The organism is Pseudomonas sp. LBUM920, assembly GCF_003852315.1.
Lineage (GTDB): Bacteria > Pseudomonadota > Gammaproteobacteria > Pseudomonadales > Pseudomonadaceae > Aquipseudomonas.
The window spans coordinates 5,590,724-5,608,613 of record NZ_CP027762.1 but is presented as its reverse complement, the minus strand read 5'-3'; the positions used below and the strand labels follow the sequence as shown (position 1 = coordinate 5,608,613).

14 protein-coding genes are annotated in these 17,890 nt (G+C 57.9%); 12 read left to right on the top strand and 2 right to left on the bottom strand.

Annotated elements, in window-relative coordinates:
• Positions 1-56 precede the first annotated feature (56 nt).
• Entirely contained in the window at positions 57-1,730 is a 1,674-nt protein-coding gene (gene recN / locus C4J83_RS25980) for a DNA repair protein RecN (protein WP_106579265.1), read from the bottom strand.
• A 254-nt stretch (positions 1,731-1,984) separates the two neighbouring features.
• On the opposite strand from recN, the gene grpE reads away from it, so the two are divergent.
• From grpE to C4J83_RS25940, 8 genes are all read left to right on the top strand, one after another.
• Entirely contained in the window at positions 1,985-2,545 is a 561-nt protein-coding gene (grpE, locus tag C4J83_RS25975) for a nucleotide exchange factor GrpE (RefSeq protein ID WP_017139264.1), read from the top strand.
• Between the two features lie 102 nt (positions 2,546-2,647).
• A complete protein-coding gene (gene dnaK / locus C4J83_RS25970) occupies positions 2,648-4,564 on the top strand; it encodes a molecular chaperone DnaK (RefSeq protein ID WP_106579264.1) in 1,917 nt (638 codons plus the stop codon).
• A 316-nt stretch (positions 4,565-4,880) separates the two neighbouring features.
• Positions 4,881-6,005, top strand: coding sequence for a molecular chaperone DnaJ (gene dnaJ / locus C4J83_RS25965; protein WP_119741042.1), 1,125 nt, complete (start codon positions 4,881-4,883; stop codon positions 6,003-6,005).
• 10 nt (positions 6,006-6,015) lie between these two features.
• Positions 6,016-6,822 (top strand): 4-hydroxy-tetrahydrodipicolinate reductase, encoded by an 807-nt coding sequence (dapB, locus tag C4J83_RS25960; RefSeq protein WP_106579262.1) that lies wholly within the window; start codon positions 6,016-6,018, stop codon positions 6,820-6,822.
• A 259-nt stretch (positions 6,823-7,081) separates the two neighbouring features.
• Positions 7,082-8,218: a glutamine-hydrolyzing carbamoyl-phosphate synthase small subunit gene (gene carA / locus C4J83_RS25955; protein ID WP_124418491.1), complete on the top strand. Its 1,137-nt coding sequence runs from the start codon at positions 7,082-7,084 to the stop codon at positions 8,216-8,218.
• A 105-nt stretch (positions 8,219-8,323) separates the two neighbouring features.
• Complete coding sequence (carB, locus tag C4J83_RS25950) at positions 8,324-11,545, top strand: carbamoyl-phosphate synthase large subunit (RefSeq protein WP_106579260.1); 3,222 nt, start codon at positions 8,324-8,326, stop codon at positions 11,543-11,545.
• Positions 11,542-12,018, top strand: a complete 477-nt coding sequence (greA, locus tag C4J83_RS25945) for a transcription elongation factor GreA (RefSeq protein ID WP_083356716.1) — start codon at positions 11,542-11,544, stop codon at positions 12,016-12,018. Before carB ends, greA begins: the two co-directional genes overlap by 4 nt.
• A 28-nt stretch (positions 12,019-12,046) precedes the next feature.
• A complete protein-coding gene (locus C4J83_RS25940) occupies positions 12,047-12,451 on the top strand; it encodes an MFS transporter (RefSeq protein WP_106579259.1) in 405 nt (134 codons plus the stop codon).
• Positions 12,452-12,459: 8 nt separating this feature from the next.
• Here the strand turns inward: C4J83_RS25940 and C4J83_RS25935 are convergent, their stop codons facing one another.
• A complete protein-coding gene (locus C4J83_RS25935) occupies positions 12,460-12,768 on the bottom strand; it encodes a YhbY family RNA-binding protein (protein WP_106579258.1) in 309 nt (102 codons plus the stop codon).
• Between the two features lie 106 nt (positions 12,769-12,874).
• Between C4J83_RS25935 and rlmE the strand changes: the two genes are divergently transcribed.
• From rlmE to glmM, 4 genes are all read left to right on the top strand, one after another.
• Positions 12,875-13,525 (top strand): 23S rRNA (uridine(2552)-2'-O)-methyltransferase RlmE, encoded by a 651-nt coding sequence (gene rlmE / locus C4J83_RS25930; protein WP_034117848.1) that lies wholly within the window; start codon positions 12,875-12,877, stop codon positions 13,523-13,525.
• 200 nt (positions 13,526-13,725) lie between these two features.
• Positions 13,726-15,636 carry an ATP-dependent zinc metalloprotease FtsH gene (gene ftsH / locus C4J83_RS25925; protein ID WP_106579257.1) on the top strand — a complete coding sequence of 637 codons (1,911 nt, stop codon included), beginning with the start codon at positions 13,726-13,728 and terminating at the stop codon, positions 15,634-15,636.
• Positions 15,637-15,644: 8 nt separating this feature from the next.
• A complete protein-coding gene (gene folP / locus C4J83_RS25920) occupies positions 15,645-16,496 on the top strand; it encodes a dihydropteroate synthase (protein WP_124418490.1) in 852 nt (283 codons plus the stop codon).
• A 16-nt stretch (positions 16,497-16,512) separates the two neighbouring features.
• The gene (gene glmM / locus C4J83_RS25915; RefSeq protein WP_106579255.1) at positions 16,513-17,850 is read left to right on the top strand and encodes a phosphoglucosamine mutase; all 1,338 of its coding nucleotides are present in this window, start codon (positions 16,513-16,515) and stop codon (positions 17,848-17,850) included.
• Positions 17,851-17,890: the final 40 nt, after the last annotated feature.

Sequence of the window (17,890 nt, the reverse complement as noted above, 5' to 3'; positions counted from 1 at the left end):
ATTGAAGGCGACCCTAGGGTCGCCTTCGTGCTTTCTAAATAGAAGAAATTACCGGGTTAGGCCTTGGCTGCCACGACCATTTTCTTCGCGTGGGCCAGAGACTCTTTGGTCAGGTCGATCCCGCCAAGCATCCGCGCCACCTCTTCCACACGTTCCGACTTGTTCAGTTTGGAGACGGCCGTGTGCGTCGCATCGCTGCCGCGTACTTTGTGTACAAACAGGTGTTGATGCCCTTGAGCGGCCACTTGCGGTAAGTGAGTCACGGTCAAGACCTGGCCACGTTCGCCCAAGCGGCGCAGCAACTGGCCAACAATTTCCGCAGTCGGCCCGCCGATACCCACGTCTACTTCATCGAATACCAGTGTGGGTACCCGTGAGGTTTGGGCGGTAATGACCTGGATCGCCAGGCTGATTCGCGACAGCTCGCCGCCAGACGCCACTTTTGCCAACGCCTTGAGCGGCTGACCGGGGTTGGCGCTTACCAGCAGTTCCACCTGTTCCAGGCCGTGGGGTTGCAGCTCGTTGCTGGTGTTGGCATGCAGTTCGATGGTGAAGCGCCCGCCTGGCATGCCCAGGCGCTGAATTTCCTGTTCTACCGCTCCGGCCAGGCCTGTGGCCGCCTGCTGGCGCAGGTCGCTTAATTCGCGAGCTTTTTCATGGTAGTGGCGAGCAAAGGAGGCGAGCTCGTCACCGAGGCGCTCAATGGATTCGTCATTCGCGTTCAAGGTTTCGATTTCATCCAGCAACTTCTGCTGCATCGTCGATACTTCGGTCGGCTGGATTCGGTGTTTGCGGGCCAGGGTGTAAATAGTGTCCAGGCGTTCTTCGATTTCCTGCAGGCGCGCTGGGTCCGCGTCGAAGTGATCCAGGAAGCGATTCAGTTCGCCCACGGCCTCTTCGACCTGGATTTGTGCGCTGGTCAACAGTGTTGTGGCTTCACTCAGTGAACCGGACGCGTTGTTCACGCTGGACAGTCGATTGAGGCTGGCAGTCAATGCGTTAAGGACATTGCCCGAATCACTCTCGCTGCATTGCTCCACCACTTGGCGACAGATACCCAGCAGGGTTTCGGCATTGGTGAGGTTCTTGTGCTCCTGCTCGAGCTGCTCCAGCTCTGTTTCGCCCAGGCCCAGGCTTTCGAGTTCTTCAAGCTGATAGCTGAGTAACTGATGGCGAGCGCGCTGTTCGTCGCCAGAGTTGGATAGGCGCTCCAGTTCCTGACGAGTCTGACGCCAGCGCTGGGCGGCAAGCTGTACCTGCCGGGCCAGGTCGGTGGCGCCGGCATACTCATCGAGCAGGCGGCGATGGGTATCGGTTTTCAGCAGGGATTGGTGTTCGTGCTGGCTGTGGATATCGATCAGCAACTCGCCCAGGGCTTTCAAGTCGCCGAGAGGGCAGGGCGTGCCGTTGATATAGCCGCGCGAGCGGCCTTCCGCTGTGATGACCCGGCGCAGAATGCACGGGCCTTCATTATTAAGGTCGCGCTCGGCCAGCCAGGCTTCGGCTTCCGGAATGTCTGCGAGGTCGAAGGTCGCCAGGATATCGGCCTTGTCCGCACCGGGTCGCACCACGCCGCTGTCGGCGCGGTCGCCAAGCGTCAGGCCCAGGGCGTCGAGCATGATCGACTTGCCGGCACCGGTTTCGCCTGTGATTACGCTCATCCCGCGATCCAGTTCAAGGTCCAGATGTTCAACGATGGCGTAGTTATGTACAGACAGGTGCACGAGCATGGCGGCCGCTCCGAAGCGTTAGGTCTGGTTATTTATACAGTGTTTTGTTTGAGGCTGACAATCCTGATGCTTAGCTCGATTTGCTTGATTGCAGGAGTTTCTTAGCTCAATGAGGAATGAGTGTGCAGGAATTGATCCAGAGCACGCGAAAGACTTTTGGTAACGCCTGCGCTCTTGAACCTGGAAATTGTGGCCCCATATACCGGAACAGAAGCGCGAGTTGAGTTCGCGCATGATTTTGAAAGGAGAAATCTATGGCTGACGAACAGACGCAGGATACGCAAACTCCAGACGCCAATTCGGCTGCCGGTGATGAGCTGGCGACTCGTGTGCAAGTGCTCGAAGAGCAATTGGCTGCTGCGCAGGATCAGTCTTTGCGTGTTGCCGCCGATCTGCAGAACGTCCGCCGCCGTGCCGAGCAGGATGTCGAGAAGGCTCACAAATTCGCGTTGGAAAAATTCGCCAATGACTTGCTGCCGATTATTGACAGCCTGGAACGTGGCCTTGAGCTGTCCAACCCGGACGATGAAAACATCCGCCCGATGCGCGAAGGGATTGAGCTGACGCTGAAAATGTTCCAGGACACCCTGAAGCGTTATCAGCTGGAAGCTATCGATCCGCAAGGCGGCGAGCCGTTCAATGCAGAGCATCACCAAGCCATGGCCATGCAGGAAAGCCATGACCTGGAGCCCAACAGCGTATTGAAAGTATTCCAGAAGGGTTATCAGCTTAACGGTCGCTTGTTGCGCCCGGCGATGGTGGTGGTGAGCAAGGCTCCTGCACCTGTCGCACCTTCTATTGATGAGCAGGCTTGAAATCAGTCGTAACGGCCCCATCTATAAGTCAAGCGTTTAAGTGCTACCGCAGTTAGCCACCACTGCTGCGGCAACCAAATTAAAGTTTCGGGAGAGTAAATCATGGGCAAAATTATCGGTATCGACCTGGGGACTACCAACTCCTGCGTCTCCGTGCTGGAAAACGGCGTTGCTAAAGTTATCGAAAATGCCGAAGGCGCGCGTACCACGCCGTCGATCATTGCATACGCCAACGACGGTGAAATCCTCGTGGGTCAGTCGGCCAAGCGTCAGGCCGTGACCAATCCGCACAACACCCTGTACGCGGTGAAGCGTCTGATCGGTCGTAAGTTCGACGAAGAAGTCGTACAGAAAGACATCAAGATGGTCCCTTACAAAATCGCCAAGGCTGACAACGGTGACGCCTGGGTTGAAGTAAATGGCCAGAAAATGTCGCCGCCGCAAATCTCGGCTGAAATCTTGAAAAAGATGAAGAAAACCGCCGAAGACTACCTCGGTGAAGCAGTGACTGAAGCGGTGATCACCGTTCCGGCCTACTTCAACGACAGCCAGCGCCAGGCGACCAAAGACGCCGGCCGCATCGCGGGCCTGGATGTAAAACGTATCATCAACGAGCCAACCGCAGCCGCTCTGGCCTACGGCATGGACAAGGCCAAGGGCGACCACACCGTGATCGTTTACGACCTGGGTGGCGGTACTTTCGACGTCTCCGTGATCGAGATCGCTGAAGTTGACGGCGAGCATCAGTTTGAAGTGTTGGCCACCAACGGCGACACCTTCCTGGGCGGCGAAGACTTTGACATTCGTCTGATCGACTACCTCGTTGACGAATTCAAGAAAGAAAGCGGCATGAACCTCAAGGGTGATCCGCTGGCCATGCAACGTCTGAAAGAAGCCGCTGAGAAAGCCAAGATCGAGCTGTCTTCCGCTCAGTCGACCGACGTGAACCTGCCGTACATCACTGCAGACGCCACCGGTCCTAAGCACTTGAACGTGAAAATCTCGCGTTCCAAGCTGGAAGCACTGGTTGAAGACCTGGTTCAACGCACCATCGAGCCTTGCCGCATCGCGCTGAAAGACTCCGGTATCGACGTTGGCTCAATCAACGACGTGATCCTGGTTGGCGGTCAGACCCGTATGCCACTGGTTCAGAAGCTGGTCACCGAGTTCTTTGGCAAAGAAGCCCGTAAGGATGTGAACCCGGACGAAGCCGTTGCCATGGGTGCTGCTATCCAAGGTGCGGTGCTGGCCGGCGACGTGAAAGACGTGTTGCTGCTGGACGTGAGCCCGCTGACTCTGGGTATCGAAACCATGGGCGGCGTGATGACTGCGCTGATCGAGAAAAACACCACGATTCCTACCAAGAAATCGCAAGTGTTCTCGACTGCCGACGACAACCAGGGCGCTGTAACCATTCACGTGCTGCAAGGTGAGCGTAAGCAAGCGGCGCAGAACAAGTCTCTGGGCAAGTTCGACCTGGCTGAGATTCCACCAGCACCACGTGGCGTGCCACAAATTGAAGTGACCTTCGACATCGACGCCAACGGCATTCTGCACGTAGGCGCCAAAGACAAGGCCACTGGCAAAGAGCAGAAGATCACGATCAAGGCCAACTCCGGTCTGTCTGATGAAGAAATTCAACAGATGATTCGTGATGCTGAAGCTAACGCTGATGCGGATGCCAAGTTTGCTGAGCTGGCCGGCGCCCGTAACCAGGGGGATGCCCTGGTTCACTCGACGCGCAAAATGATCTCCGAAGCAGGCGACAAAGTGACTGCTGAAGAGAAAACCGCAATCGAAGCGGCTGTGGTTGCCCTGGAAGCCGCCATCAAAGGCGACGACAAGGCTGCCATCGAAGCCAAGGTTGAGGAGCTGTCGAAAGTCTCCGCACCGGTTGCTCAGAAAATGTACGCCGAACAAGGCCAGCCGGCAGAAGGCGCTGCGCAGCATGCAGAGCCTGAAGCCAAGCACGACGACGTTGTCGATGCCGAGTTCGAAGAAGTTAAAGACCAGAAGTAAGTTGGTCGCCCGGTTGACCGCTATCAAGCGGTGACTGGTAGGATGTCGCCGCGCGGGAGCTTGCTCCCGCGTTGGCGTGTCTGGGGTATGCGAATTTTTACAGCATGCGACAAGGTTCGGATGCTGGCGGTGTGATCGGGAATGCTCCTGCTTCCTGGCGACAGTCACCGCGTTTTTGGCCGGGTACCTGGCTAAAAGCAGTATTGACCAGGATCGTTGAATTGACGTGAGTTGGGTCCGGGCCTGTATTGGGGCTCAACGAGTTTGGCGAGGCTCAGGAGGGTCTGGCCGAACGTCCTTAAGAGTGCAAAGACTTATGGCAAAGCGTGACTATTACGAAGTATTGGGTGTGGAGCGCGGCTCCAGCGAGGCAGACCTGAAAAAGGCTTACCGTCGCCTGGCGATGAAGCACCACCCGGACCGTAATCCGGATAGCAAAGAATCCGAAGAGCTGTTCAAAGAGGCCAATGAGGCCTACGAGTGCCTGTCTGATCCCAACAAGCGTGCGGCCTACGACCAGTATGGTCACGCAGGTGTTGACCCAAGCATGGGTGGCGGTGGTGCTGGTTTTGGTGGTCAGAACTTCTCCGATATCTTCGGCGACGTATTCAGTGACTTCTTCGGCGGAGGCCGTGGCGGCCAGCGTGGCGGCGCTCAGCGTGGCAGCGATTTGCGCTACACCCTGGAGCTGAACCTGGAAGAAGCCGTGCGTGGCACCAGCGTCAATATCCGTGTGCCGACGCTGGTCAATTGCAAACCGTGCGATGGCTCGGGCGCGAAGAAAGGCTCCTCGCCGATCACCTGCCCAACCTGCGGCGGTATTGGCCAGGTCCGTATGCAGCAGGGCTTCTTCTCGGTGCAGCAGACCTGCCCGCGTTGCCATGGGCAAGGCAAGATCATTTCCGATCCTTGCGACTCCTGCCACGGCGAAGGCCGCGTTGAAGAGTACAAGACCCTCTCGGTGAAAGTGCCGGCGGGTGTCGATACCGGTGATCGCATTCGCCTGTCGGGCGAGGGTGAGGCGGGTACTCAGGGCGGCCCTACGGGCGACCTGTATGTGGTGATCAATGTGCGCGAGCACTCGATCTTCCAGCGCGATGGCAAACACCTGTTCTGTGAAGTGCCAATCAGCTTTGTCGATGCGGCTCTGGGTGGCGAGTTGGAGATTCCGACGCTCGATGGTCGGGTCAAGCTCAAGATTCCCGAGGGCACGCAGACCGGCAAGCAGTTCCGTATTCGTGGCAAAGGCGTTGCGCCGGTGCGCGGTGGCGGTGCTGGCGACCTGATGTGTCGCGTAGCCGTGGAAACACCGGTCAACCTCGGGCGTCGTCAGCGCGAGCTGCTGGAAGAGTTCCGCAGTTCGTTGGAAGGTGATGACTCCCATTCGCCGAAAACTACCGGCTTTTTCGATGGCGTGAAGCGCTTCTTCGGCGACCTGTAAGGAAGTGAGTATGCGACGTATAGCCGTAATGGGCGCTGCCGGGCGCATGGGCAAGACGCTGGTCGAAGCGGTGCAGCAGCGCTCGCCGGCCTCCGGGCTGACGGCGGCGATTGTTCGCCCGGGCAGCACGTTGATCGGTGCGGATGCGGGTGAGCTGGCCTCGCTGGGGCGCATCGGCGTTTCGTTGTCGGGCAACCTGGAGCAGGTGGCCGACGAGTTCGACGTGCTGATCGATTTCACCCTGCCGGAGGTGATGCTGAAAAACCTGGCGTTCTGCCGCAAGGCGGGCAAAGCCATGGTGATCGGTACCACGGGCTTGAGTGCTGAGCAGAAGCAGTTGCTGGTGGAGGCGGGTAAGGTTATTCCGATCGTCTTCGCTGCCAATTTCAGTGTGGGCGTGAATCTGTCGCTCAAGTTGCTGGACCTGGCTGCTCGTGTGCTGGGTGATGAGGCGGATATCGAGATCATCGAGACCCATCATCGCCACAAGATCGACGCGCCGTCGGGTACCGCATTGCGCATGGGTGAAGCGATCGCCGATGCGTTGGGGCGTGATCTGTCGAAAGTCGCGGTGTATGGCCGTGAAGGTCATACCGGGGCGCGTGCACGTGACACCATCGGTTTCGCCACTGTGCGCGGTGGCGATGTGGTGGGTGATCACACCGTGCTGTTCGCCTCCGAAGGCGAGCGCCTGGAGATCACACACAAAGCCTCAAGCCGCATGACATTCGCCAAGGGTGCGGTACGTGCTGCCCTCTGGTTGGAAGGTCGTGAGGCGGGGCTGTACGACATGCGTGATGTGCTGGATCTGCACTAGTCAGTAGCTAAAACGGGGGGTCAGGATTATCCTGAGCCCCCGTTTTTACCCGCTAAGCGACTTCCTGTCGCATTCCCCTGCCTTTAAGGCTCATTAGCGGTGGACCAAAAAAGCCTTTTTCTGTAAGCTACAGCTTTAGTGTGTCCACTAAAAGCGCGCAGAATAATTCAGTGAAGAAGCGGGGTGACGTGTCCATACGTCACTCCGCTTTTTTACAACCTGCGATCGCCCTTTCAGGCTTTATTTACGGGAGGTCTTCTTGACTAAGCCAGCCATACTCGCCCTTGCTGATGGCAGCATTTTTCGCGGCGAAGCCATTGGAGCCGACGGTCAAACCGTTGGAGAGGTAGTGTTTAACACTGCCATGACCGGCTATCAGGAAATCCTTACCGATCCTTCCTACGCCCAACAGATCGTTACCCTGACCTATCCGCACATCGGCAACACCGGTACTACACCGGAAGACGTCGAGTCTGATCGTGTGTGGTCGGCTGGCCTGGTCATTCGTGACCTGCCACTGGTTGCGAGCAACTGGCGTAACACGATGTCGCTGTCCGATTACCTGAAAGCCAACAATGTGGTGGCAATCGCCGGTATCGACACGCGCCGCCTGACACGCATCCTGCGTGAAAAAGGCTCGCAGAACGGCTGCATCATGGCGGGTGACAATATTTCCGAAGAAGCGGCGATCGCCGCAGCGCAAGGCTTCCCCGGTCTGAAAGGCATGGACCTGGCGAAAGTTGTCAGCACCAAAGAGCAGTACGAGTGGCGCTCCACTGTCTGGGATTTGAAGACCGACAGCCACGAGACCATCGCTGCAGCTGACCTGCAATACCATGTGGTCGCCTACGACTACGGGATCAAGTACAACATCCTGCGCATGCTGGTAGAGCGCGGTTGCCGCGTGACCGTAGTGCCGGCGCAAACCCCGGCCAGCGACGTGCTGGCCCTGCAGCCGGACGGTGTGTTCCTGTCCAACGGCCCGGGTGATCCCGAGCCTTGCGACTACGCCATCAAGGCGATCAAGGAAGTGCTGGAAACCGAGATTCCGGTATTCGGTATCTGCCTCGGTCACCAACTGCTGGCCCTGGCCTCCGGCGCCAAGACTCTGAAAATGGGTCACGGCCACCACGGCGCCAACCACCCTGTGCAGGACCTGGACACTGGCGTTGTGATGATCACCAGCCAGAACCACGGTTTTGCGGTGGATGAAGCGACTTTGCCGGCTAACGTGCGCGCGATTCACAAGTCGCTGTTCGACGGTTCCCTTCAAGGCATCGAGCGCACTGACAAGAGCGCGTTCAGCTTCCAGGGCCACCCTGAAGCAAGCCCGGGCCCGAACGACGTAGCGCCGCTGTTCGACCGTTTCATCAATGAGATGGCCAAGCGACGCTGACTGAGCGGCTTGCGGGCGGCCCCGAATCTCGGTGGCCCCCGCAGGCTCTTCAAAGAGTGTTCAAGACGGCTTGCCGACTGACCTGCGGATTTGAGTGACAAACCCATGCCAAAACGTACAGACATAAAAAGCATCCTGATTCTCGGCGCTGGCCCGATCGTGATCGGCCAGGCCTGCGAATTCGACTACTCCGGCGCCCAGGCCTGTAAAGCCCTGCGCGAAGAGGGTTACCGCGTCATCCTGGTGAACTCCAACCCGGCCACCATCATGACCGACCCGGACATGGCCGACGCCACCTACATCGAGCCGATCAAATGGCAGACCGTTGCCAAGATCATCGAGAAAGAGCGTCCGGACGCGCTGCTGCCAACCATGGGCGGCCAGACCGCACTGAACTGCGCCCTGGACCTGGAGCGCGAAGGCGTCCTGGAAAAATTCGGCGTAGAGATGATCGGCGCCAATGCCGACACCATCGACAAGGCTGAAGACCGCTCGCGTTTCGACAAGGCCATGAAGTCCATCGGCCTGGATTGCCCGCGTTCCGGTATCGCCCACAGCATGGAAGAGGCCAATGCGGTCCTCGAGAAGCTCGGCTTCCCGTGCATCATCCGTCCGTCCTTCACCATGGGCGGCACGGGTGGCGGTATTGCCTACAACCGTGAAGAGTTCGAAGAAATCTGCGCCCGTGGTCTGGACCTGTCGCCGACCAAAGAGCTGCTGATCGACGAATCCCTGATCGGCTGGAAAGAGTACGAGATGGAGGTTGTCCGCGACAAAAAGGACAACTGCATCATCGTCTGCTCGATCGAAAACTTCGACCCGATGGGCGTGCACACCGGCGACTCGATCACCGTTGCTCCTGCGCAGACCCTGACGGACAAGGAATACCAGATCATGCGTAACGCCTCGTTGGCGGTACTGCGTGAGATCGGCGTGGAAACCGGCGGTTCCAACGTTCAGTTCGGCATCTGCCCGGACACCGGCCGTATGGTCGTGATCGAGATGAACCCGCGTGTATCGCGTTCTTCGGCGCTGGCATCGAAAGCCACCGGCTTCCCGATTGCGCGTATCGCTGCCAAGCTGGCGATCGGTTACACCCTGGACGAATTGCAAAACGAAATCACTGGCGGCGCTACGCCGGCATCTTTCGAGCCGTCCATCGACTACGTCGTGACCAAGCTGCCACGGTTTGCCTTCGAGAAATTCGCCAAGGCTGACGCTCGCCTGACCACCCAGATGAAATCCGTCGGTGAAGTCATGGCCATCGGCCGGACCTTCCAAGAGTCCCTGCAGAAAGCCCTGCGTGGCCTGGAAGTGGGTGTTTGCGGTCTGGACGAGAAGCTCGACCTGAGCAACCCGGAAAGCATGAGCGTGCTCAAGCGCGAGCTGACCGTGCCGGGTGCCGAGCGCATCTGGTACGTGGCCGATGCTTTCCGCGCCGGCATGACTGTCGAACAAATCTTCGGCATGAACATGATCGACCCGTGGTTCCTGGTGCAGATCGAAGATCTGATCAAGGAAGAAGAGAAGGTCAAGACCCTTGGTCTGTCCTCCATCGACCGCGACCTGATGTTCCGCCTCAAGCGCAAAGGTTTCTCCGATCAGCGTCTGGCCAAGCTGCTGGGTGTGACCGAGAAGAACCTGCGTACGCATCGTCACAAGCTGGATATCTTTCCGGTCTACAAGCGCGTTGACACCTGCGCGGCCGAGTTCGCCACCGACACTGCGTACCTGTACTCCACCTACGAGGAAGAGTGCGAAGCCGCGCCGTCGGGCCGCGACAAGATCATTATTCTGGGCGGCGGTCCAAACCGTATCGGCCAGGGCATCGAGTTCGACTACTGCTGCGTACACGCCGCTCTCGCCCTGCGCGAAGACGGGTACGAGACCATCATGGTCAACTGCAACCCGGAAACCGTTTCCACTGACTACGATACTTCCGACCGTCTGTACTTCGAGCCGGTAACTCTGGAAGACGTGCTGGAAATCTGCCGGGTCGAGAAGCCAAAAGGCGTGATCGTCCAGTACGGTGGCCAAACTCCGCTGAAACTGGCTCGCGCCCTGGAAGCAGCCGGCGTGCCGATCATCGGCACCAGCCCTGACGCCATCGACCGTGCCGAAGACCGTGAGCGCTTCCAGCAGATGGTTGAGCGCTTGAACCTGCGTCAGCCGCCAAACGCCACCGTGCGCAGCGAAGACGAAGCCATCCGCGCAGCCAGCAAGATCGGTTACCCGCTGGTGGTGCGTCCGTCCTACGTGCTGGGCGGCCGTGCGATGGAAATCGTCTACGAAGAAGAAGAACTCAAGCGTTACCTGCGTGATGCAGTGAAAGTGTCCAACGACAGCCCAGTGCTGCTGGATCACTTCCTCAACTGCGCCATCGAGATGGATGTGGATGCTGTCTGCGACGGCACCGACGTAGTGATTGGCGCGATCATGCAGCACATCGAACAGGCGGGCGTTCACTCCGGTGACTCCGCATGCTCGCTGCCGCCATACTCGCTGCCGGCGCACATCCAGGACGAGATGCGCGAGCAGGTCAAGAAGATGGCTCTGGAACTGGGCGTGGTCGGCCTGATGAACGTACAGTTGGCGCTGCAAGGCGAAGACATCTACGTGATCGAAGTCAACCCGCGTGCTTCGCGTACCGTGCCATTCGTTTCCAAGTGCATCGGTGTTTCCCTGGCGATGATTGCTGCCCGTGTGATGGCCGGTAAGACCTTGAAGGAAATCGGCTTCACCAAGGAAATCATTCCTAACTTCTACAGCGTGAAGGAGGCGGTGTTCCCCTTCGCCAAATTCCCTGGCGTGGACCCGATCCTGGGCCCAGAGATGAAGTCCACCGGTGAGGTGATGGGTGTGGGCGACACCTTCGGTGAAGCGTTCGCCAAAGCCCAGATGGGTGCAAGCGAAGTACTGCCGACTGGCGGTACCGCGTTCATCAGTGTGCGTGATGATGACAAACCGCTGGTTGCAGGCGTGGCCCGTGATCTGATCAACTTGGGCTTTGAAGTCGTGGCCACTGCCGGGACCGCCAAGCTGATCGAAGCTGCCGGCCTGAAAGTGCGTCGCGTGAACAAGGTGACGGAAGGCCGTCCGCACGTGGTCGACATGATCAAGAATGACGAAGTCACCCTGATCATCAACACCACCGAAGGTCGCCAGTCGATCGCGGACTCCTACTCCATTCGTCGTAATGCCTTGCAGCACAAGATTTACTGCACCACTACCATTGCTGCTGGCGAAGCCATCTGCGAAGCGCTCAAGTTCGGTCCGGAAAAGACCGTGCGTCGCTTGCAGGATCTACACGCAGGATTGAAGGCATGACCAAATACCCAATGACTGTCCAGGGCGCCAAGGCCCTGGAAGAGGAACACGCCCATCTGACCAAGGTCGTCCGTCCGAAGCTGAGCCAGGACATCGGTACGGCTCGCGAGCTGGGTGACTTGAAGGAAAACGCTGAATACCATGCTGCTCGCGAGCAGCAGGGTATGGTCGAAGCGCGGATCCGTGACATCGAAGGCCGTATGCAGAACGCGGTGATCATCGACGTCACGACCATCCCGCATACTGGCAAAGTGATTTTCGGTACCACCGTGGAAATCGCCAACGTCGAGACGGATGAGCGCGTTGTTTATCACATCGTCGGCGAGGACGAAGCTGACTTCAAACTCGGCAAGATCTCGGTTGGTTCGCCTCTTGCCCGCGCCTTGATTGCCAAGGAAGAGGGTGACGTGGTGGCGGTGAAAACACCTGGTGGCGTAATCGAGTACGAGATTGTTGAAGTTCGTCACATCTGAAAGACGGCGCCCGCTTCGTGCGGGCGCCATGCTTTGGCAGCTTGCCCAGATGCTTTGGGTGGGCGGCGTGTGGTTGTTACACATTGGTTTACTGCCGACGCTGGGCCTGATTGGCCTGGCGCCGTTGTTGATCGATGAAATCGACGGATTGCTCAGCGCGCTGCTGGTAGGTTTTGCGGCGGCGTGCGTGACGCTCCAGGTGCTGGTGCTGATCAAGGCCGAAGGCTTGGGGAGTTTGTGGCGGGATATTCGCGGCCAACTGCTGTTGATGGCGCTGTACGCATGCGCAATGTTTTGCGTGGTGCATACGTGGCTGCCGGAAGCGTTGCGCTGGCAGCTATTCAGCTATCTTGTGCTAGGGTTCTCCGGCTTGGTGCTGGTGTTGCAACCGGCGCCAGGATGGAGTGGCGGGGCGCGCGAAGCACGCCCGTGACCCTTTTATTACTTGAAGCGGTGTACGTTCGACAGTTGCTTGTTGACGCTGAAGTTCTTGCGATACAGCAGCGCCATCTTGCCAATGACCTGAACCAGATCCGCTTTGCCGACCTTGCACAGTTCTGCAACGGCGGCCAAACGCGCTTCGCGGTCAAGGATGTTGACCTTGATCTTGATCAGTTCGTGATCGCCCAATGCGCGTTCAAGTTCGGCTAACACACCTTCAGTCAAACCGTTGTCTGCCACAATCAGAACTGGTTTCAGATGGTGGCCAATGGATTTGTACTGTTTCTTCTGCTCTTGAGTGAGCGGCATAATCTGACCCCTGCGTCTGATCTTGTAAAAAGCGGCGGCCAGTTTACCCGAGCGAGTCCGGGACCGCCCAGTTAATCACGACCCGTTTTATTTTTCGAGGTGGCCCGTGGCCCGTTCCAAAACTAGCCTTAAGTGGCTGCAAGAGCATTTCAACGATCCTTACGTCAAAAAGGCGCAAAAGGACGGGTACCGTTCGCGGGCCAGCTACAAGCTCCTTGAGATACAGGACAAGGACAAATTGATTCGCCCCGGCATGAGCGTTATTGATCTTGGCGCGGCCCCTGGTGGTTGGTCCCAGGTGACCAGTCGTCTGATTGGTGGGCAGGGCCGTTTGATTGCTTCCGACATCCTGGAAATGGACAGCATCCCGGATGTGACCTTTGTTCACGGTGACTTCACCCAGGACGCCGTGCTCGCAGAGATCCTCGAGGCGGTGGGAAATTCGCAGGTAGACCTTGTGATTTCCGACATGGCCCCCAATATGAGTGGATTACCGGCCGTCGATATGCCGCGCGCAATGTTCCTGTGTGAACTGGCGCTGGATTTGGCGGGTCGGGTGTTGCGTCCGGGTGGGGATTTTCTGGTGAAAGTCTTCCAGGGCGAAGGTTTTGACGAGTACCACAAGAACATTCGCAAGTTGTTCGACAAGGTGCAAACGCGCAAGCCAGACTCTTCTCGGGACAGGTCTCGAGAGCAATACCTGTTGTGCCGCGGCTTCCGCGGTGTTGAAGGTGCGGCGAGTGAAGAGCGTTTTTGAGGAATTCGAGGAAGGCGATAGGTTTTTTTATATCGCTTTCGTCACGAAGCTTTACGAATATTGTGTAGTCAAAGTTTCACAAAGGGTTACAGACGGCGCCTGCCAGAGTTGTAGGTAATGTAGTAAGTTAGGCCGGTGAATATCATGCGAAGCGCGCGCCAGTAGCGGAGCTTGCTTCAGAGGGTAGTTAATTGAACGATATGGCAAAGAATCTGATCCTGTGGTTGATCATCGCGGCAGTCCTGGTGACGGTGATGAACAACTTCTCCAGCCCTAACGAGCCGCAGACCCTCAACTATTCCGACTTCATCCAGCAAGTTAAGGATGGCAAGGTCGAGCGCGTAGCGGTTGATGGCTATGTGATCACCGGCAAGCGCAACGATGGCGACAGCTTCAAGACCATTCGTCCGGCTATTCAGGACAACGGTCTGATTGGCGATTTGGTGGATAACCACGTAGTCGTCGAAGGCAAGCAGCCTGAGCAGCAGAGCATCTGGACTCAACTCCTGGTGGCCAGCTTCCCGATACTGGTGATTATCGCTGTGTTCATGTTCTTCATGCGCCAGATGCAAGGCGGTGCGGGAGGCAAGGGTGGGCCGATGAGCTTCGGCAAGAGCAAGGCACGCCTGCTCTCCGAGGATCAGGTGAAGACAACCCTGGCTGACGTTGCAGGTTGCGACGAAGCCAAGGAAGAAGTTGGTGAGTTGGTCGAGTTCCTGCGCGATCCGGGCAAGTTCCAACGCCTGGGTGGCCGTATTCCACGCGGCGTATTGATGGTTGGTCCTCCGGGTACCGGTAAAACCTTGCTCGCCAAGGCGATTGCCGGCGAAGCCAAAGTGCCGTTCTTCACCATTTCCGGTTCTGACTTCGTCGAAATGTTTGTTGGTGTGGGTGCCAGCCGTGTTCGCGATATGTTCGAACAGGCCAAGAAGCACGCACCGTGCATCATCTTCATCGATGAAATCGACGCTGTTGGTCGCCATCGTGGTGCTGGCATGGGCGGCGGTCACGATGAGCGTGAGCAGACCCTCAACCAGTTGCTGGTGGAGATGGACGGCTTCGAAATGAATGACGGCATCATCGTCATTGCTGCGACTAACCGCCCTGACGTATTGGACCCTGCGCTGCTGCGTCCAGGTCGTTTTGACCGTCAGGTGGTGGTTGGCCTGCCGGACATCCGCGGTCGCGAACAGATTCTGAAAGTGCACATGCGCAAAGTACCGATGGGCGACGACGTGGCGCCTGCCGTGATTGCTCGTGGCACGCCAGGTTTCTCCGGTGCAGACCTTGCCAACCTGGTGAACGAGGCTTCGTTGTTCGCTGCCCGTACCGGTAAGCGCATCGTTGAAATGAAAGAGTTCGAGCTGGCAAAAGACAAGATCATGATGGGTGCCGAGCGCAAATCCATGGTCATGTCTGAAAAAGAGAAGCAGAACACCGCTTATCACGAAGCCGGTCACGCCATTGTGGGTCGTGTTGTGCCTGAGCATGACCCGGTTTACAAAGTGTCGATCATCCCTCGTGGTCGCGCGCTGGGTGTCACCATGTTCCTGCCGGAAGAGGATCGTTACAGCCTCTCCAAGCGAGCGCTGATCAGCCAGATCTGCTCGCTGTACGGTGGCCGAATTGCTGAAGAAATGACCTTGGGCTTTGACGGTGTGACCACCGGTGCCTCCAACGACATCATGCGCGCCAGCCAGATTGCGCGAAACATGGTGACCAAGTGGGGCTTGTCGGAGAAACTTGGTCCATTGATGTATGCCGAAGAAGATGGCGAAGTGTTCCTGGGGCGTGGCGGCGGCGGTCAAAGCGCCAGCTTCTCCGGTGAGACGGCCAAGCTGATCGACTCCGAGGTGCGCAGCATCATTGACCAGTGCTACGGCACTGCCAAGCAGATCCTGACTGACAACCGCGACAAGCTGGATGCAATGGCTGATGCGCTGATGAAGTACGAGACCATTGACGCCGACCAGATCGACGACATTATGGCCGGTCGTACGCCTCGTGAGCCTCGCGACTGGGAAGGCGGTTCAGGCACCTCTGGCACCCCGCCAGTGGTTCAGAACGAACGCCCTGAAACCCCGATCGGTGGCCCTGCGGCTGACCACTAAGGTTTGAAATGACTTCTGCGTCGTCCTCCACCCGGTTGCCTTGCGGCAACCGGGTTCTTGATTTGGCCCATACACACGTCATGGGCATTCTTAATGTAACTCCTGATTCCTTTTCCGACGGCGGCCGTTTCAGTCAGCAGGACGCTGCGTTGCGTCACGCCGAGGCTATGGTGCTGGCGGGAGCAACGTTGATTGATGTTGGTGGCGAATCGACTCGCCCCGGAGCGCGTGTTGTTTCTCCCTTGGAGGAGCTGGAGCGCGTTGCACCGATAGTTGAGCGTATCGCCCGCGAGCTTGATGTGATCATCTCGGTTGATACATCCACGCCGGCAGTAATGCGTGAGACGGCGCGCCTGGGTGCGGGCCTGATCAACGATGTGCGCTCCCTACAGCGAGACGGAGCCCTGGATGCCGCGGCGGCAACCGGCCTTCCGGTGTGCCTGATGCATATGCTGGGAGAGCCCGGCAACATGCAGGACAGCCCGCATTATGACGACCTGGTGAGTGAAGTGAGTGGGTTTCTTGTTGAAAGGATCGCTCAGTGCGCCAAGGCGGGAATCGCTGCCGATAAGATCATCCTTGATCCCGGGTTTGGCTTTGCCAAGACGCTTCAGCACAATTTGAGCCTCTTTAAACATATGGAAGCCCTGCACGCCCTTGGTCGGCCCTTGTTGGTCGGTGTTTCGCGCAAGAGCATGATAGGGCTGGCCTTGAACCGCCCGGTAGGCGAGCGGCTGTACGGCGGTCTGGCGCTTGCTGCGCTTGCCATGACCAAAGGCGCGCGAATTTTGCGCGTGCATGATGTCGCCGAGACAGTCGATGTGGTGCGTATGATTGCCGCTGTAGAATCAGCCGAATAAGAATGACGGAGCACTTATGACTAAAAAATATTTTGGCACCGACGGTATTCGCGGTCGGGTCGGTGAATTCCCGATTACTCCTGATTTCATGCTCAAGCTGGGCTGGGCGGCAGGCATGGCGTTCCGTAGCATGGGCGCTTGCCGGATTCTGGTGGGCAAGGACACCCGTATTTCGGGTTATATGTTCGAATCCGCGCTGGAGGCGGGTTTGTCCGCCGCCGGTGCTGATGTGATGCTGTTGGGGCCAATGCCGACGCCTGCGATCGCTTACCTGACGCGTACCTTTCACGCTGAAGCCGGTATCGTGATCAGTGCGTCGCACAATCCCCATGATGACAATGGCATCAAATTCTTCTCGGGCCAGGGCACCAAGTTGCCGGATGAGATCGAGTTGATGATTGAAGAGCTACTGGATGCACCGATGACGGTGGTTGAGTCCAGCAAGTTGGGCAAGGTCTCGCGTATCAACGATGCATCGGGCCGTTATATCGAGTTTTGCAAGAGCAGCGTGCCGAGCAGTACCAATTTTGCCGGGCTGAAGATCGTTATCGACTGTGCCCACGGTGCAACCTATAAGGTGGCTCCAAGTGTATTCAAAGAGCTGGGTGCGGACGTGACGGTGCTGTCGGCGCAACCGAACGGCTTGAACATCAATGATAATTGCGGCTCTACCCACATGGGGCAGCTGCAGGCGGCCGTTCTGGCTGAGCATGCCGACCTGGGCATCGCCTTTGATGGCGATGGCGACCGCGTGTTGATGGTGGATCATACCGGTACCGTGGTTGATGGCGATGACCTGCTGTTTATCATCGCTCGCGACCTGCATGAGCGTAACAAGCTGCAAGGTGGTGTCGTCGGCACATTGATGAGTAATCTCGGGCTTGAGCTCGCTCTGGCTGAGCTGGGTATTCCGTTCGTACGCGCCAACGTCGGTGACCGGTATGTGATCGCCGAGCTGCTGGAGCGTAACTGGCAGGTGGGGGGTGAAAACTCCGGGCATGTTGTCTGCTTCCAGCACACCACCACGGGCGATGCCATCATTGCTGCTCTGCAAGTGTTGTTGTCGTTGCGTCGCCGTGAAGAGAGTCTCGCTCAGGCGCGACAGGCGCTGCGTAAGTGCCCGCAGGTTCTGCTCAATGTGCGTTTTGCCGGTGGCGAAAACCCGATTGAGCACCCAGCTGTCAAAGACGCGTGCGAGCGCGTGACCCTGGCAATGGCGGGGCGTGGGCGGGTGCTGTTGCGCAAGTCCGGCACAGAGCCTCTGGTGCGCGTCATGGTCGAGGGCGAAGACGAAACACAGGTTCGTGGCCATGCCGAAGACCTGGCAAAACTGGTAACTGAAATTTGCGCCTGAATTCGGCTTGCCAGTGATGATGTGGTTGGGTAACATCTGC

Coding starts and splice junctions, on each gene's coding strand:
- recN (WP_106579265.1), bottom strand. CDS start 1,730: ATGCTCGTGCACCTGTCTGTACATAACTACGCCATCGTTGAACATCTG.
- grpE (WP_017139264.1), top strand. CDS start 1,985: ATGGCTGACGAACAGACGCAGGATACGCAAACTCCAGACGCCAATTCG.
- dnaK (WP_106579264.1), top strand. CDS start 2,648: ATGGGCAAAATTATCGGTATCGACCTGGGGACTACCAACTCCTGCGTC.
- dnaJ (WP_119741042.1), top strand. CDS start 4,881: ATGGCAAAGCGTGACTATTACGAAGTATTGGGTGTGGAGCGCGGCTCC.
- dapB (WP_106579262.1), top strand. CDS start 6,016: ATGCGACGTATAGCCGTAATGGGCGCTGCCGGGCGCATGGGCAAGACG.
- carB (WP_106579260.1), top strand. CDS start 8,324: ATGCCAAAACGTACAGACATAAAAAGCATCCTGATTCTCGGCGCTGGC.
- greA (WP_083356716.1), top strand. CDS start 11,542: ATGACCAAATACCCAATGACTGTCCAGGGCGCCAAGGCCCTGGAAGAG.
- C4J83_RS25940 (WP_106579259.1), top strand. CDS start 12,047: ATGCTTTGGCAGCTTGCCCAGATGCTTTGGGTGGGCGGCGTGTGGTTG.
- C4J83_RS25935 (WP_106579258.1), bottom strand. CDS start 12,768: ATGCCGCTCACTCAAGAGCAGAAGAAACAGTACAAATCCATTGGCCAC.
- ftsH (WP_106579257.1), top strand. CDS start 13,726: ATGGCAAAGAATCTGATCCTGTGGTTGATCATCGCGGCAGTCCTGGTG.
- folP (WP_124418490.1), top strand. CDS start 15,645: ATGACTTCTGCGTCGTCCTCCACCCGGTTGCCTTGCGGCAACCGGGTT.
- glmM (WP_106579255.1), top strand. CDS start 16,513: ATGACTAAAAAATATTTTGGCACCGACGGTATTCGCGGTCGGGTCGGT.